This is a genomic window from Actinomadura terrae (assembly GCF_022751215.1).
Taxonomy (GTDB): domain Bacteria; phylum Actinomycetota; class Actinomycetes; order Streptosporangiales; family Streptosporangiaceae; genus Spirillospora; species Spirillospora terrae.
In genome coordinates this window covers 121,070-136,213 of the sequence record NZ_JAICDG010000004.1, presented here as the reverse complement: position 1 = coordinate 136,213, position 15,144 = coordinate 121,070, and the positions used below count along the sequence as shown (strand labels likewise).

General features: G+C 69.4%; 11 protein-coding genes. 9 read left to right on the top strand and 2 right to left on the bottom strand.

The genetic code is table 11. The features are described 5' to 3' along the window. Positions 1-17 precede the first annotated feature (17 nt). Together K2F47_RS25280 and K2F47_RS25275 are read right to left on the bottom strand one after the other, a co-directional pair. Positions 18-1,298 (bottom strand): FAD-dependent oxidoreductase, encoded by a 1,281-nt coding sequence (locus K2F47_RS25280; RefSeq protein WP_242907718.1) that lies wholly within the window; start codon positions 1,296-1,298, stop codon positions 18-20. Then, positions 1,295-2,011 carry a hypothetical protein gene (locus K2F47_RS25275; protein ID WP_242907717.1) on the bottom strand — a complete coding sequence of 239 codons (717 nt, stop codon included), beginning with the start codon at positions 2,009-2,011 and terminating at the stop codon, positions 1,295-1,297. The genes K2F47_RS25280 and K2F47_RS25275 overlap by 4 nt, the downstream gene beginning before the upstream one ends. Positions 2,012-2,319: 308 nt before the next feature. On the opposite strand from K2F47_RS25275, the gene K2F47_RS25270 reads away from it, so the two are divergent. From K2F47_RS25270 to K2F47_RS25220, 9 genes are all read left to right on the top strand, one after another. Continuing rightward, positions 2,320-3,075 carry an AfsR/SARP family transcriptional regulator gene (locus tag K2F47_RS25270; RefSeq protein WP_242907716.1) on the top strand — a complete coding sequence of 252 codons (756 nt, stop codon included), beginning with the start codon at positions 2,320-2,322 and terminating at the stop codon, positions 3,073-3,075. A gap of 38 nt (positions 3,076-3,113) precedes the next feature. Then, the gene (locus K2F47_RS25265; protein ID WP_242907715.1) at positions 3,114-4,436 is read left to right on the top strand and encodes an aminotransferase class V-fold PLP-dependent enzyme; all 1,323 of its coding nucleotides are present in this window, start codon (positions 3,114-3,116) and stop codon (positions 4,434-4,436) included. Positions 4,437-4,959: 523 nt separating this feature from the next. Next, the gene (locus tag K2F47_RS25260; RefSeq protein WP_308198456.1) at positions 4,960-5,937 is read left to right on the top strand and encodes a zinc-dependent alcohol dehydrogenase family protein; all 978 of its coding nucleotides are present in this window, start codon (positions 4,960-4,962) and stop codon (positions 5,935-5,937) included. Between the two features lie 308 nt (positions 5,938-6,245). After that, the gene (locus tag K2F47_RS25255; RefSeq protein ID WP_242907713.1) at positions 6,246-6,905 is read left to right on the top strand and encodes a hypothetical protein; all 660 of its coding nucleotides are present in this window, start codon (positions 6,246-6,248) and stop codon (positions 6,903-6,905) included. A gap of 170 nt (positions 6,906-7,075) precedes the next feature. Beyond that, on the top strand, positions 7,076-10,204 hold the full coding sequence (locus K2F47_RS40870; protein ID WP_272497494.1) for an amino acid adenylation domain-containing protein: 3,129 nt from the start codon (positions 7,076-7,078) through the stop codon (positions 10,202-10,204). 129 nt (positions 10,205-10,333) lie between these two features. Beyond that, on the top strand, positions 10,334-11,140 hold the full coding sequence (locus tag K2F47_RS25235) for a HisA/HisF-related TIM barrel protein (RefSeq protein WP_242907712.1): 807 nt from the start codon (positions 10,334-10,336) through the stop codon (positions 11,138-11,140). Between the two features lie 545 nt (positions 11,141-11,685). Further along, the gene (locus K2F47_RS25230) at positions 11,686-12,201 is read left to right on the top strand and encodes an RNA polymerase sigma factor (RefSeq protein WP_242907711.1); all 516 of its coding nucleotides are present in this window, start codon (positions 11,686-11,688) and stop codon (positions 12,199-12,201) included. Further along, positions 12,194-13,021, top strand: coding sequence for a hypothetical protein (locus tag K2F47_RS25225; RefSeq protein ID WP_242907710.1), 828 nt, complete (start codon positions 12,194-12,196; stop codon positions 13,019-13,021). The genes K2F47_RS25230 and K2F47_RS25225 overlap by 8 nt, the downstream gene beginning before the upstream one ends. A 471-nt stretch (positions 13,022-13,492) precedes the next feature. Continuing rightward, positions 13,493-14,470 carry a terpene synthase family protein gene (locus tag K2F47_RS25220; RefSeq protein ID WP_308198454.1) on the top strand — a complete coding sequence of 326 codons (978 nt, stop codon included), beginning with the start codon at positions 13,493-13,495 and terminating at the stop codon, positions 14,468-14,470. The last annotated feature ends 674 nt before the right edge of the window (positions 14,471-15,144 follow it).

Here is a 15,144-nt window from a genome sequence, read left to right as displayed (position 1 = left end):
ATTGACGAGCCAGAGCACTACGCCGACGTCGAGGTGGCCGAATGGAGCGCGCCGAACCGGCCGCCGCCGGAGACGAGCGGGTCTGCCGCCCGTAGCGCGGTGACGATGCTCGACTCCTGGCCGTCCACACCGTTGACGTAGTTGCCGGCGAAGTGAAGCCCGCCATCGCCCTGCAACCGCGCCAAGTGGCACTGGGCGCGCATCGCCTCGGGGGACGGGAACGGGTGCCGGAACTCCGCGCGGGCGAGCAGGCGTTCGGGTTCCTCCCGGCCGGTGAGATCGCTCTTGAAGATGTCGACGCCGTACGTCGGCCCGTACCAGGAGGTCATGTGGCTGCGCCCGGCGCGGACCTCCAGGTTGGTGGTCGACCAGAACCTCCGGTCGGACGGCAGGTACGCGGGATCGAGGTGGAGGCCGAACACGGCGTCGGTATAGGTGAAGGCGGCGAGCAGCTCACGGAGCCGCCCCGTCCCGGGCGACTCCGCGAGCATGGTCGCCACCGCTTCGGCCGGCGCGCCGAAGACCACGTGGTCCACCTCGGTCCGCCGGCCGGAGGCTTCGAGCACTTCGATAGGCCCGTCCGACCGGCGGATCGCCCGCACGGGCGCGCCGGTGCGAATCCTCGTCCGGGGTGAGAGGTCCGTCGCGAGGGCCCACGCGAGGCTCTCCAGCCCCCCGCGGAGGTTCTGCCAGACCGGTGCGGCTCCAGGCGCCGGGGCGGGGCCGCGGAGCAGGAAGAAGACGGCGGCCCGCGCCGACAACTCGCGTGCCCGCTCGATGCCGCACCCGAACAGCGCGGCGGGCCAGGCGTAGAGCAGATCCTCCTTCAGGCCGGCGGCTACGCCGAGCGGTTCGACCAGGTCGGCCAGCGGCTCTTCCCAGGAGACGTCGTCGGCCTCCCACCGCGCCGCTTGGGCGAGGAACACGTTCAGCGCTTCGTGGGCGTCTCCCAGCACGGGTGAACGGCCGCGGTCAGCCGCTGGAGTGTGGTTCGTGACCAGGACGGGACGGGCCCCATCGCGGGACGAGACCGTCAGCGACATCGGCACGTCCACGAGGGCGGACGGGGCCAGGCCCAGCAGTTCGAGCAGGCGCGCGTGGTGGGGGAAGTCTGCGGAGGTGAAATCCTGCGCGCCGATGTCCAGGGAGACCGTCGCGTCCTTCAGGCGGACGGTCGTGGATCGGGCGTTCCCTCCGATGCGCGACCGCGCCTCGAAGATCGTCACATCGTGTTCCTCGTCCAGGAGCCACGCGGCGGTCAGGCCCGCGATACCGGCGCCCACGACACCGATCCTCATGGCGTCACCGGCTTCGCGGCGTCGGTCGGGGCACCGTCCGCGGCGTCGGTCGGCGCACCGTTTGCGGCGTCGGCCGCGGCCTTCCAGAAGAGCCCGATGTGCTCTTCCAGCAGCCGCGCGTTGCGGACCGCCGCGTCCGGGTCGTCTCCCCGGTCCAGGCCGTCCTGGACGGTCTCCAGCGCTTGGTCGCGGAGTTCTTCGGGGGGTCCGCCCTCGTAGTAGGCGAAGAATTCTTCCGGCACGTCCATCGTGCCCGCGCGCAGCCCGTCGGCGAGCTCCGCGCAGGCGCCGAAGTAGACGACCATGTCGGTGTGCATGGCCAATGCCACGTCGGCCTGGGTGCCGTGCAGAGCGAGATAGGAGATGAAGCCGTTGAACGCGGCGGCGTCGGTCCCCGGCGGCCAATGGCCGAGGTCCTGGTCACCGACTCCGAGCGCGCGGGCCGTGGCTCTCAGCTTGGGGTGCGCCTTGTACACGAGCCCGGACAGCTCGATGAGGAATCCGCCCGCCGGGGCGTGCGGGAACCGCGACATCAAGGTTCCGTAGGCGACCAGCTCGCCCTGGTGGCACCGGTACTCCACCGCCACGAGGCGGCGGAGCTGCTCGGTCGTCACCTCGCCGCCGCGCAGGCCCTCCAGAAGCGCGTTGCGTACAGGGCTCCTCGAACGGAGGTCTCCCAGGATGCCGACGAGATCACGAGCATTCGCAGCCATTTTCCTACTCCCATCTAAGGATTTCGAATTCGTCCAATGGGGCGGCGTCGCCGCACCGGGCGCGGTGCGGACCCTTGGGCGTGTTCCGGGCCCTCCCCCTGCGGTCCCACCTCGTCCTTCCCGGTGTACCGACAAACCTCTGACGTCGAGCTGACATGGACCTGACATTCCAGTATTGCGAGAGTTGCCATTGTGAACCGAGTGAATCAATGAGTGGTTCCCGGGCCTCGAATCGGGTATGCCACTGGGAGGATCTTCTTTTCTTCGGCTAGCATCCGAAGCCCGATCCATCCGTTGGAGCACACCCGATGATCTCGTTCGCCTACCTCGGACCGCTGGAAATTCAGGGACCTGGAAGGGCGGAGCGGGTTCCCGGTCGCAAGCAGCGGCAACTACTCGCCACTTTGCTGATCCGGCATGGGCAGATCGTCTCCATCGCCGAAATCGGCGATGAACTGTGGCCCGAGGAGCCGCCGAAAGGCGCGGAGAACGCTGTACAGGCGCATGTCTCGCGGCTGCGCCGGATGCTGCACGACCGGGTCGGCCCGCACTCCTCGCTTCTCACCCGGGATCCCGGCTACCAGCTCGACGTCCCCCCGGACCGCGTCGACGCCGCGCGGTTCCAGGAACTGTGCAATGAAGCCCGCCGGCACGGCTCGGGGACCGCGTCGCCGGCGCTCGCCCTCTACCGGGAGGCGCTCGGCCTGTGGCGCGGCCCCGCGTTGCAGGACGTTCCTTCCGGGCCGATTCGCGACGCCGAGGCGGCCCGCCTCGACCGTATGAGGACCCTGGTCGCGACCCGGGTCATCGAGGTCAACCTGAACGAGGGGTACCGCCCGGAAGAGATCATTCCCGTGATCGAGGACCTGATCTCCCGCAATCCGCTGCATGAACGCCTCTACGGTCAGCTCATGGTCGCCCTCGACCGCGCCGGCCACCCCGAGGAGGCGCTCGAAATATATCAGGAACTACGTCGGCGAATGGCCCATGAACTCGGCCTTCCACCATCGCTGGCGCTCGATCGGCGTATGCATTCGATTCTGGAGAGGGCGAATGACAAGTGACCGCCGAGCCCGGCCGATCCGTGACTTCGGAGATGATTATGACGACCGCAGAAAAGTGTAGATGCCGCGTCCATGACGTGTTCTCCGACGGCACGGTCGAAGACCGGCCCGGCCCCTGGGCAATTCGCCGTGACTTTCCGCTCATCGACCGGCGCCCGCTCATCTACCTCGACAACGCGGCGACCACGCACAAGCCGTCGCTGGTACTCGATGCCGAGCATGATTTCAACGTGTTCCATAACGCGAACGCGCATGCGGGCGGCCATCGGCTCGCTCGGGAGGCAACGGAGATCCTGCGGGACAGCCGCCGCGCCGTGGCGGAATTCGTCGGCGCCGCGCCGGATGAGATCGTCTTCACCAAGAGCGCGACCGAGGCGCTCAACCTCGTGGCCCGGGTCGTCCAGGACGCCGGCCGGGTGACGGGCCCGGACGACGAGATCGTGATCACCGAGCTGGAGCACCACGCCAACATCATCCCGTGGCAGATGCTCGCGGAGCGGACGGGCGCGGTGCTGCGCCGCATCCCCGTCAGTGTCCGGGCGTCCGACCATGGCCGTTTGGACCTGACCGGTCTCGACGAGGCGATCACCCCCAGGACGAGGATCGTCGCGCTGTGCCACGAGTCGAACGTGTGCGGCACCATCACCTCCCCGGCCCCGCTGGTGGCGAGGGCCCGGGCCGTGGGCGCGCTGACGGTCCTGGACGCCTGCCAGTCGATCGCCCACATGCCCGTCCACCTGCCGTCCCTCGACGTCGACCTCGCCGTGTTCAGCGGCCACAAGATGTACGGGCCGACGGGCATCGGCGCCCTTTGGGGCCGGCGTGGGCTGCTGGCGGACCTTCCGCCGTACCTCGGCGGGGCGCACATGGAGGACGCCGTCACACCGCGGACGACCACGTACGCGCCGCCTCCGGCGCGCTTCGAGGCGGGCACGCCGATGGTCGCCCAGGCGCTCGCGCTCGCCGCCGCGTGCCGCTACCTTCAGCGCCTCGACCGTGACGCGCTGATGGCGCACGAGTCCCGGCTCACCGAGTTCACCCTCCGCGAGCTGCGGGACGTCCCCGGCATCCGGGTCATCGGCCCCCGTACGGCCGAACTGCGCGGCCCCGTCGTCAGCTTCACCATGCGCGGTCGCCCGGCGGCGGACGTCGGGGCGAATCTGGACCGAGCCGGCATCGCCGTGCGTACCGGCGACATGAGTGCGAGCCCACTCTGCGAAAGGTTCCGGGCGCCCGAGCTGGTACGTGCTTCGTACGGCATCTACACCGTCGAGGAGGAGGTCGCCGCGCTGGTCGCGGCGCTGCACGACATGGCGGCAGGCCGCCATTCGACGAGCCGGTCCGCCCACGATTCGTCGTGATACCGGCTCGCCGGTGTGCTGTAGGCAGTCCCTCCGGCACCTGACCTGGACCTTCAAAGGGCTGGCGGCCATCACTCCGGTGATTCGGACGCCGGTGCCGAAATGAGTCCCTCGCGTAGTCCTGGTCAACGTTCGAGGATTTAGATATTCGACATGGTTCGATGACGCCGGCCGGCAACGAACGCAGTTCTTTCAGAAGCGCCCGTTGCTGGTGCAGGACGGTCTGCACCTGTCCGATCACGACCTCTAGATTCGATATCTCCTGCTGGCGGTTACGCCGGGCAGCCTTTCTCGTCGATTCGCCTTTCGCAGGCACGGCGCCACGATGGCAGTGCCGCACCCTTACCGCCCGCCGAGCATCGGCCTGGTGGCTTGCCCGAGGTTGAGACGACAGGCTGACATGCCGCCGCTGTTGTTCTGACGCGACGGTGGGCGCCTCGTCCTGTGTCGTTCGGTCCAGGTGCCCCGGCGCGACCAGGGGTACAGGTCCTTGGGCGAGCTGACGGCCGGACAACAGTGAGGGATGGAGCGGACCATGCGGATGGTGCGATTCGACCGCGTCGGTGACCCGGGTGAGGTGTTGGCGTGTGTCGATGCCCCCGTTCCTGATCCCGCACCCGGCCAGGTCCGTGTCCGGATCACGGCCCGGCCGGTGAACCCCTCGGACCTGCTCTTCGTCCGGGGCCGCTATGGCCGCCGGCCCGCCCTGCCCTCACCGGTGGGCTTCGAGGCGGTCGGAGTCGTGGAGACGGCGGGCGAGGGCGGCGGCCCGCCCCCGGGGACGCGGGTGGCGGTGGACGCCTTCGGTACCTGGCAGGACCAGGTCGTCACCGAGCCCGGCGGCCTGACCGTCGTGCCGGACGACATCTCGGACGAGACCGCGTGCCAATTGATGATCAACCCCGCGACCGCACTCCTGCTGCTCCGGCTGGCGCGGTTGCGGCCCGGTCAGTGGCTGGCGCTCAACGCGGCCGCGTCGGCGGTCGGCCGGGGGGTGATCAGCCTCGCCGCCCGGGAGGGCGTCCGGTGCCTGGCCCTCGTCCGCGACCGGCGCCACACCGCGTTGCTGGAGTCGTTGGGAGCCGTGGTCATCGACGACTCACCGGCGGCGGTGCCGGAGAGCGCCGAACGGCTTCCCGGGAGCGGCGCCGCGGTCGCTCTCGACGCGGTGGGAGGCGCGGCCACCACGCGCCTCGCCCGCTGCCTGTCCGATGGCGGTCGGCTGATCTGCTACGGCATGCTGGCCGAGGACCCCGCTGTCGTACCGGTCGAGGACCTGGTGTTCCGATCCGTCCAGGTGAGCGGCTTCTGGCTTCCCGAGCACCTGCGGAAACTCACCGCCGCGCAGCGGGCCGAACTCGGTGACGAGGTCATCGCCGCGGTCCGGTCCGGTGCCGTCGCGACGGACGTGGCGGCGCGGTTCCCCCTGTCGGACGTGCGGGACGCCGTCCAGCAGGCGGCGCGGCCGGGCCGGACGGGCAAGGTGCTGCTGGTGTCCTGAAACGCGGCCGCGCCGAGCGCCGCCCTGGGCCCCCGGCCGCCGACGACGCTCCGACTCCCCGGCGGTCCGGTCATCGCCGATTTCCAGGCACCGGATGATCACGCCGACATTTCATCGGCGACCTCCCCACCGTGGCCGACCATTGTCATCTCTCCCGCCGCTTCCTATGGCCTTGATATTTCAGTGACATCGCACTGACAAGCTCCTGACGCGAACTCCTGTCGCGTCGGGCGCCGGGTTTATGTCGAAGTCCGGGGGTAAAGTTGCCCGAGCAGGCAGCAGACAATATCCGAAGGCGCTGATGTTCCATGTCCACCGGCACTGACGCGCGGGCCCTCGCCGACGACCTGACCGGAAACCGGGAGTCCGCTCGGCGACTGGACTGCGTGTACGAATACATCCGCTCCGGCGGGGCCGCCGAGAAGAGACTTCGCGATCTGGTGAGATTGGAGTCGAGTGCGGCCGGCACCGAGGTCTCCGCCTATGCCATCGGCGCTCTGCGCTATCCCCACGCGATATTTCAGCAGCTGAGTGCCATGGCCTACAGCGCGCAGCGCAAGCTGCCCGCGATGGAGTCCTCGGTAGGGCTGAGCAGCATCGCGCTGCTCACCCCGCCCTGGACCCAGGAGTCCACCGCCTACCTGGGCCTGCTGTGCTGGACCTCGTTGCACGGCAGCCAGGCGGACTTCGGCATGGCCATCTACGCCGACCTTCACCGGTACTACCACACCGCCGCCCGGCTGGCCGAAGCCTTCGGCGACGCACCGGAAGCCATCCCCGGCGACATCATCGACTACTACTCCGATGAAGCGCCCGAGGGCCTGTGCGAGCAAACCCTGGAATTCGTCCAGGAAGGGCTGGACAAGGGCGATGACCCCGACCGGGCTCTCAGTGTCGGCCGCCTCATGGACGAGTGCGTCGTCCTTTATTGGAAATCGGTGCTCGCCCCGCGAGGGGAAACCGGGTAGAAAGTGAAAATGGCCCACGCGGCAAACTTGGAGTGGCGGCGTTCGCGCTCTATGACCGGTGAGCACGGCGCGATCTTCCAGGACGCCGCGGCCTGCTCTGACTGACGGCCGGGCCGCCAGGGCCGACGCGCCCCCGCCCGCGCCCCCGCCTCCTCACCGTGAGAGAAGCGATGATGCCCCGCTCTGTACCCGAGCACGTGAAACGCTGGAACGACACCGCGCGCCCCTACCCGCGGCACGCGACGCTCCCGCAGTTGTTCGCCCGTCAGGTGGACCGCTTCCCCGCCGCACCGGCGCTCACCGCGGGCGGCACGACGCTCAGCTACCGCGAGCTGGCGGACCGGGCCACGGGCTTCGCCCACCTACTCCGCCGGGACCACGGCGTGAGCGACGGTGACCTGGTCGGGCTCCTGCTGGAGCGGTCGGTGGCATCGGTGGTGGCGCTCTGGGCCGTCCTCCACGCCGGCGGCGTCTATGTCCCGCTGGATCCCGACCAGCCCGACGCCCGGCTCCAGGAGATGGTCGACAGGATCGGTATCGGCCACGTCGCCACCCTGGACCGGTGGCGGGACCGGCTGACGGGCCCCTCCGTGCTCCTCATGGACGAAACGCCGTCGCCGGCACCCGCCACGAGAAGGACGTCGGTCAGGGCCACCGACCCGGCCTATGTGATGTTCACCTCCGGCTCGACCGGTCCGCCCAAGGCGGTCGCGGTGCCGCACCGCGGCACGGTGCGGCTGGTGGCGGGGGCCGACTACGTCGACCTGCGCGCCGACGACGTGTTCCTCGCCACCACCGCCCCCGCCTTCGACGTGTCCTGCTTCGAGATCTTCGGGGCCCACCTCACCGGCGCGCACCTGGTGCTGCCCGAACCGGAGGCGCTGCTGTCGCCGGCGGCACTGCGCCAGGAGATCAGGCGGAGCGGCGCCACCGTCATGTGGCTGACCGCCGGGCTGTTCCACCGGATGGGATTCGCCTGCCCCGACATGTTCGCCCCCCTGCGGTACGTCATCGCCGGCGGCGACACCCTCAACCCGGAATGCATGCGCGCGATCCTGGACGCCGGGCCGCCCGGCCACCTGATGAGCGGCTACGGACCGTGCGAGAACGCCACCTTCTCCACCACCCGCTTGATCACCGCTCTGCCCCCGATCGCCCAGACGGTGCCGATCGGCCGGCCGATCGCGAACTCCACCTGCTATGTGCTCCGCGAGGACCGCTCCCCGTGCGAACCGGAGGAGGAGGGCGAACTGTACGTGGGCGGGGACGGAGTCGCCCTCGGCTATCTCGGCGACCAGGAACGCACCGCGGAGCGTTTCGTGCCCGACCCCTTTCTCCGCCGGCGTGGCGCCCTCATGTACAGGACCGGGGACCGCGGGCTGTGGCGCTCGGACGGCGTCCTGGAGTTCACCGGACGCATGGACCGGCAGGTGAAGATCCGCGGGTACCGGGTCGAACTCGGCGAGGTCGAGACGGTCGCGGCCGCCCACCCCCAGGTGCACGACGCCAAGGCGGTGGTGGACGAAGCGGACGCCGAGGACAGGGCACTGGTGTTGTGGGCGGCGCCACGGCACCCCGCCCGCGACGAGGAGGAGCGGCGCCGGTTCGCGCGAGTCCTGCGGTCCTTCCTGGCGGACCGGCTTCCCCGGTTCATGCTCCCGGCCCGGCTCGCGGTGACTCCCCGCCTGCCGCTCGGGCGGACCGGCAAGGTCGACGCGGAGGCGGTGAAGGCACTGGCCGTCCGCGAGACGCCCGGCGGAGGCGCGACCAGCGGCTCTCCGCGCGGGGACACCGAGCTGGTCCTGGCCCGACTGTGGGCGCGGGCCCTGGGGGTACACGGTGTCCGCCGCGAGGACGACTTCTTCGCCCTGGGCGGCCAGTCCCTCCAGGTGGTGCGGCTCGTCCCGGCGCTGCGCGACGCGCTCGGCCTCGACCGGGCCAACGACCGGTCCCTGGTCCGCCTGGTGCTGGACACCCCGGTCCTGCACGACCTGGCCGCCCGCCTGGACGATCTGCGATCCGGCCGAGCCGACCTGCCTCCGGAGACCCCGGACCTCCACGCCGAAGCCGTGCTCGACCCGGACCTGCGCGTCCCCGCCTCGTCCCCTCCCGTTTCCGCGCCCCGCTCCGTCCTGCTCACCGGTGCCACGGGTTTCGTCGGAGCGTTCCTGACCCGGCGGTTCCTGGACGTCACCGACGTTCGCCTGATCTGTCCGGTCCGTGCCGAGGACCCAGCGGAGGGCTTGCGGCGCATCGCCGCCGCACTGCGCCGCTACGGGCTGCCGCCGGGGGAGCTGACCGAGCGGGTCACCGCGTTGCCCGCCGACCTGAGCGCACCCGGGCTGGGACTCGACGAGGCCGCCACCGCGCGACTGGCCAGGGAGGTCGACACCATCGTCCACAACGGCGCCCACGTCAACTTCCGCTATCCCTACTCCCGGCTGCGCCAGGCCAACGTGGACAGTGTCCGCACGCTCCTCCGCCTGGCCGTCACGGGCGACGTCAAGGCACTCCATTTCGTCTCGTCAATCGACGTGACGGCCGGACTCGGCGCCGAGGGCGTCGACCGCGTGCCCGAGGACGCCCCCCTCGGTGAGCCGCACCTGCTCGACCAGGGCTACGCCGAGACCAAGTGGGTGGCCGAGGCCATGCTGCGCGGGGCCGCCGAGCGGGGCCTGCCCGTCAGCGTCTACCGTCCATCGGAGATCACCGGAACCACCGACCGAGGCGTGCAGAACACCGCCACCATGATGTGCGCCCTGATCAAGACCATGCTGGAGGACGGCTTGGCGCCGCGGGTGCCGCTGCGCCTGGATCTGGTGCCCGTCGACACCGCGGCCGCCGCACTGGTGCGACTGGTCACCGCCGAGCCCCCCAACGGACACACCTACCATCTGGTGAATTCCGCTCCGGCGCCGTTGTCGCTCCTGCTGGAACGTGCGCGAGCCTTGGGGTACGCCGTCGACTCCGTCCCCTACACCGAGTGGACGGCCGCCATCGGGAAGCGCGCCACCGCGACACCCGATATGCCGATCGGCGACTACCTGCCGTTGTTCACCGAAAAGTCGTCCCGTACCGGGATGTCGGTCTTCGAGGCCCATCTCGCTCCCCATCTCCCCGTACCGGGACGGGAGAACTTCGACCGGGCAATGCGTGGCAGCGGCCTGGTGATTCCACCGGTGGACGGCGACCTGCTCGACAGGCAGCTCCACTTCCTCCGCCGCACCGGCTTCCTGCAACCGCCGCGCCGCATCGATCACCTCGACGACCAGCGTCCTCCGATTCAAGAAGATCACTGAGTATCAGCGACCTATCAGCCAGAAGTCAGCCTCCCGTCAGGCGGATGGATAGGTGAGGATTGGCATAACGCGGCCTGACGGGATCGCACCAGAAAGGCCGCCGATTCGACGACCAGGTAGGAGAATGAGGTGGAAACCAGCAAAGCCCGGCGACCGTCCCCGGTAATTCCCACGATCGATATCGTCCACGGGCGCACGGTCGAACCATCCGGGATTCAGGGGCTCGCCGACCCGACGGACCCGATCGAGATCATTTCGCACTATGGTCGGCAGGGAGCGCAACGGGTCTTTCTCGACGTCCAGGATTCCTGGGACGAGTGGGCGGCCAGTGCTGACGTGATCCGCCGGGCCGACGAGATCGATGTTTCCGTATGGATCACGGTCGCCGATGGCTTCGTGCCCTCGCTCGCGCATCTGGAGTCGCTCCTCGAACTTGGCGCGGACGCCGTAGGTCTCAGCACGACTTCGGTGGAAAGGCCCTCCATGCTTCACACCGCCGTGCAGCGATACGGCTCGTCACGCGTCGTGGGGGTCATGAACGTCCAGCGGGTGGGCGACGGACGATGGAACGTCGTGATCCAGGGAGACGAGACAGAGACACCGTTGGACGCGATCACCTGGGCGCGGATGCTCGCCGATTTCGGGGCGAGTCACATCCTGCCCAACAGCCTCGACCAGGAGGGCACCGGGCGAGGATACGACCTGGAACTGGTACGCGCGATGGCCGATGCCGTCTCCGTACCGGTGATCGCATCGGGCGGATGCGGCACTCTCGAGCACCTGCGTGACGGACTACGAAGCGGCGCCGCCTACGTGCTGATGCAGAAGATGCTTCATGACGGCAGTTACTCGGTAGCCGACGCGAATTCCTACGTCCGGCAGGCGATTGAACCGAACGACGACGATTTTCACCGGACGAGCAGCCGTGCCCGCTAACACAGGTTCCTTTCGGGTGAGAAGCGGCGACCCGTCGGACGACCCTCGCGAGTCCCGCGACGGGCATCTGGGGGTGACCGGACGAGGCCGGCGCGGCGGCTCCGGTGAGTTCGGCTTGTCCTGAGCGCGCGGCTGTCGCGAAGCCTCGCAGGGCGAGGAGGACCGCGGTCGGCGAGGTCGCCGGTTGCGCTTTGGGCGTTGCTGACGATCGCGAGGCGACGGGAACTGGACGCGGTGAAAAAAGTTGGGTCCGGCCTTCTCATCGATCTTGATTTTGCCCTCTTACAGGTGACGGTTCGTCCCTACGGTTTGGTGTATCCGGCGGCCGAGGCGGGCCATGAACGGGAGGGCGTGTGCGATGCATCTGGTAGCGGTGGTGGGGGCGGTGGCCCCGGTGCTGGCCGCGGTGATCCTGGTGGCCGACACCCGGCTCAGGGCCCGCCGCGGCCGCGGCGGGTCCGCCGGCGATGAGTAGCCATGGCCCTCCAGAGCCCGACCCGATCCGCCGACCGGCTCCGGCCGGCCCCGGCGCCAGGATGGCGGCGATGCGGCAGGACTTCCTGGACTTCTTCGACTCCGAGTACGCCCGCCTGGTCCGGTTCGTGATGTACACCGGCGCGAGCCTGGAGGACGCCCGCGACGCCGCCCAGCAGATGGCCCTGCAAGGGTGGCGCAAGGTGCTGGAGGAGTGCTGGGATCAGGTCGCCGACCCGGCCGCATGGGCGCGGGCGGTGGCGCTCAACCACCATCGCGCCCAGCATCGCAACCGCTCGCAGGTCCCGCTCGGCGAGGGCATCGATCCTCCCGCATCCGGCCCCGGTCACGCCGAGTTGACCGGCCAGGCCCACGACATGGTCACCCTCTTACGATCTCTGGACGCCGACTGCCGCGCGGTGATCGCCTTCGACCTCGACGGCTTCTCCGGCGCCGACATCGCCGACGCGCTGGGCATCCCGCAGCGCAAGGTCCTGGACCTGCGGGCCAAGGCCCGCAAGCACCTCAAACAACATCCCTGCATCACCTCCATCATCGGCCGAGAGAGGAGGACCACCAGTGGCTGACACACCTCCGCACGGGCCCGACAACCCCATCGACGACCCCGTCGACAAACTCGCAGAGCAGGCCCTGGACGCCCTGCTCGCCTCCGGCGCCGCCGACCTGCTCGACCACGTGCGCGCCAACACCGACCCGAGCCAGATCCTGACCGCGCTGCTGGACCTTCCTCACACCCCCCGGCCCCAACCCGCCCCCGCCCATCCACCGACCCCACCCACGGGATCAAAACAACAACTCCTGAACCGTATCCAGACCTGGACGCTTGCTCGCGCCCTCGACCTCGACCGTGACCGCGTCCGAGACCTCGACCTCGCCCTCGACCTCGCCCTCGACCGTGCCCGCGACCGTGCCCGCGACCGCGACCTCGCCCTCGTTCTCGCTCGCGCCCTCGCCCGCGACCTCGCCCTCGCCGGTGCCCTCGACCGCGTCCACGACTTCGTCCTCGCCGACGCCCTCGACCGCGCCCTTGCCCTCGTTCTCGACCGTGCCCACGACCTCGACCTCGCCCTCGACCGTGCCCACGACCTCGTCCGCGTCCGCGTCCGCGTCCGCGTCCTCGCCCGCGCCCTCGACCGCGCTTGGGCCGTTCTCGACGAGGTCCTGGGAGGGATGGAGGTCAATGTCTCGGGCGTCGACTTGACCGATGTGAACCTGACGCAGTTCGACCGGGGCGAGGCGCTGACCGGAGTGGTGTGGGATGAGGCCACCCGCTGGCCGCCCGAAGTCCGGGAGTGGATCGAGGCTCGTTCCGAACAGATCGAGCCTGGCCTGTACCGGGTACGCGACGGCACCGAACGCGATCCCCGCGAGTCGGCCAGCGTGTAACCCATGGGCACAGGGAAGCGGGGCCCGCCGCCGCATCCGTTGACGGCGGGACCGCCTCGCGGGGCCGGTCAGTCCATCCGTTCGACGGAGCCGTCGCCGGCTTGCGGCAGCGGCTGGATGGTGCGAGGGCGGCCTTTGGCCGAGGACTACTTGTAGAGCGTTGCTAAACGATCGTCCCGTCCGGACGCGGGCAGTCTGAGCTGCTTGCCTTTCAGCTTGTCGTTCTTCTTGGCCGACGCCTTCGGCGTGTGTACCGATCGTAATCGCCGAGCAGGAAACCGGTATGGACACCTCCGTACGGCAGCCTGTTTTCCACATGCCGTTCACCGCCCGCGCCAACCCCCATCTGGAGCAAACGCGCAGGCGCGTCAAGCAGTGGGCCCACCAGGTCGGACTGCTCGCCCCCGAGTACACCACCGCCTGGCCGGAGCGGTGGAGCGAGCGCACATTTGAGAAGGCGGACTTCCCGTTGTGGACGGCGATGACGCACCCCGACGCCGGAGCGGACGAGTTGAACCTCGTCACCGACTGGCACGTGGCCCTGTGGTTCGTCGACGACCTGTTCCTCCCGTTGTTCAGAAGCACAACGACCACGAGGCCGCCCGGCGCCAGGTGGAAAGACTGCTGCGGTTCCTGCCCGTCGATGCCCTGCCGCGACCGCATCTGGTGCCCGCGAATCCGGTGGAGCGGGCGTTCGCCGAGCTGTGGCCCAAGACCGCGCCGACGATGACGCCCGGCTGGCGGCTGCGGTTCCGCAGCGACATCGACCGCTTCCTGCACGGTGTGCTGTGGGAACTCGACCACCTCGAGCAGGAAGATCGACCAGGGTCGGCCGCGCGCGGGGGGATCGCGGACCCGATCGAGTACGTCCATGCCCGCCGGGAGTTCGGCGGGCTGCCCATGACCAGCACGCTGATGGAGCACGGCCTGGGCGAGATCCCCGACCAGGTTCACCGCCTGCGTCCCTTCCAGGGCGCTCTGCGCGCCTTCGCCGACATCGTCGGCCTCCACAACGACATCGTCTCCTACGACCGCGAGGTCGCCGAGGGCACCGTGGACAACAATGGCGTCGAGGTACTGCGCAAAGCTCTGAGGTGCGATCGGCAGCAGGCGGTCGACTTGCTGAACGCTCAGCTCACCGCCCGCGTCGACACCTTGCGGCACACCGCCGACACCGAGATGCCCCACGCCCTGCAAGCCCAGGAACTGCCAGCTCCGCTGGCCCGGCAGATCGCCGGGTACCTTCAGGCGCTCAAGACCGCCACCGCCGGTTCCTACGCCTGGCACGTCCAGACCGGCCGCTTCCGGCGACCGCCCCAGCAGACCCGCCTCCCGCACGGCCCCACCGGCCTTGGCGCCTCCGCCGCCCAGCTCACCAAACCGGCCACCCAGGAACAGGACCTCGCACGTCCGGCGATCCCTTCTCAAACCGTCTTGAAGCAAGGATGATCTCCGGCAGCAGGAGCCGGGGCACTCAAGCCCTAACGGTGTGAGGGGGAAGGTGACGGGGGTGCTCTGACCGGCCAGGGTGGGACGCGGTCTGTGCGTCTATACCGACAGCAAGAACGTGGCCGTCAGCGTCCCGGCCCGGGTGGGCGAGCACACCGGGACCGGCCTCGACCCACAACCGCCGTCCGCTAGGCCGAGAACTCCCGCATCCTCCTCGCCACCAATGCCGAGGGCCAAGTCCCCACCAGTCGCGACGAACCCACGGATCCGTTCACCCCATGAAGCCTGAAGACCTCATTTCAAGTCCGCGGAACCTTCAATTCACGAGAACTCTGGGACTTCCTCAAGGTTGAGGAACCAGCGGACAGCCGTCGGCACCGAAAACGATCTTGGGCTGGCGGGCTCATGGGCGGGCGTTCAAGCGTCCAGTGGCCCAAAGCACTCGACCGTCCCCTCGCCGTTGGACCCCGCACCCTGTGAGGCACTCGAAAGCCCTGTGGATGCTGGGCAGGGCGTCCTTGTTCTGTGCGCGATGAAGCCCTGCATGGTCGCGGTCGGCGTCTCCGCACGGTGGGCGATATCCCGGGCGGCGCCGACCGCGAAGCCCAACACCATTAGGACCGCCGCCGTGCGAGCAGGACCGAGACGAAGGCGATCTTCGCCGCCTGCGGCGA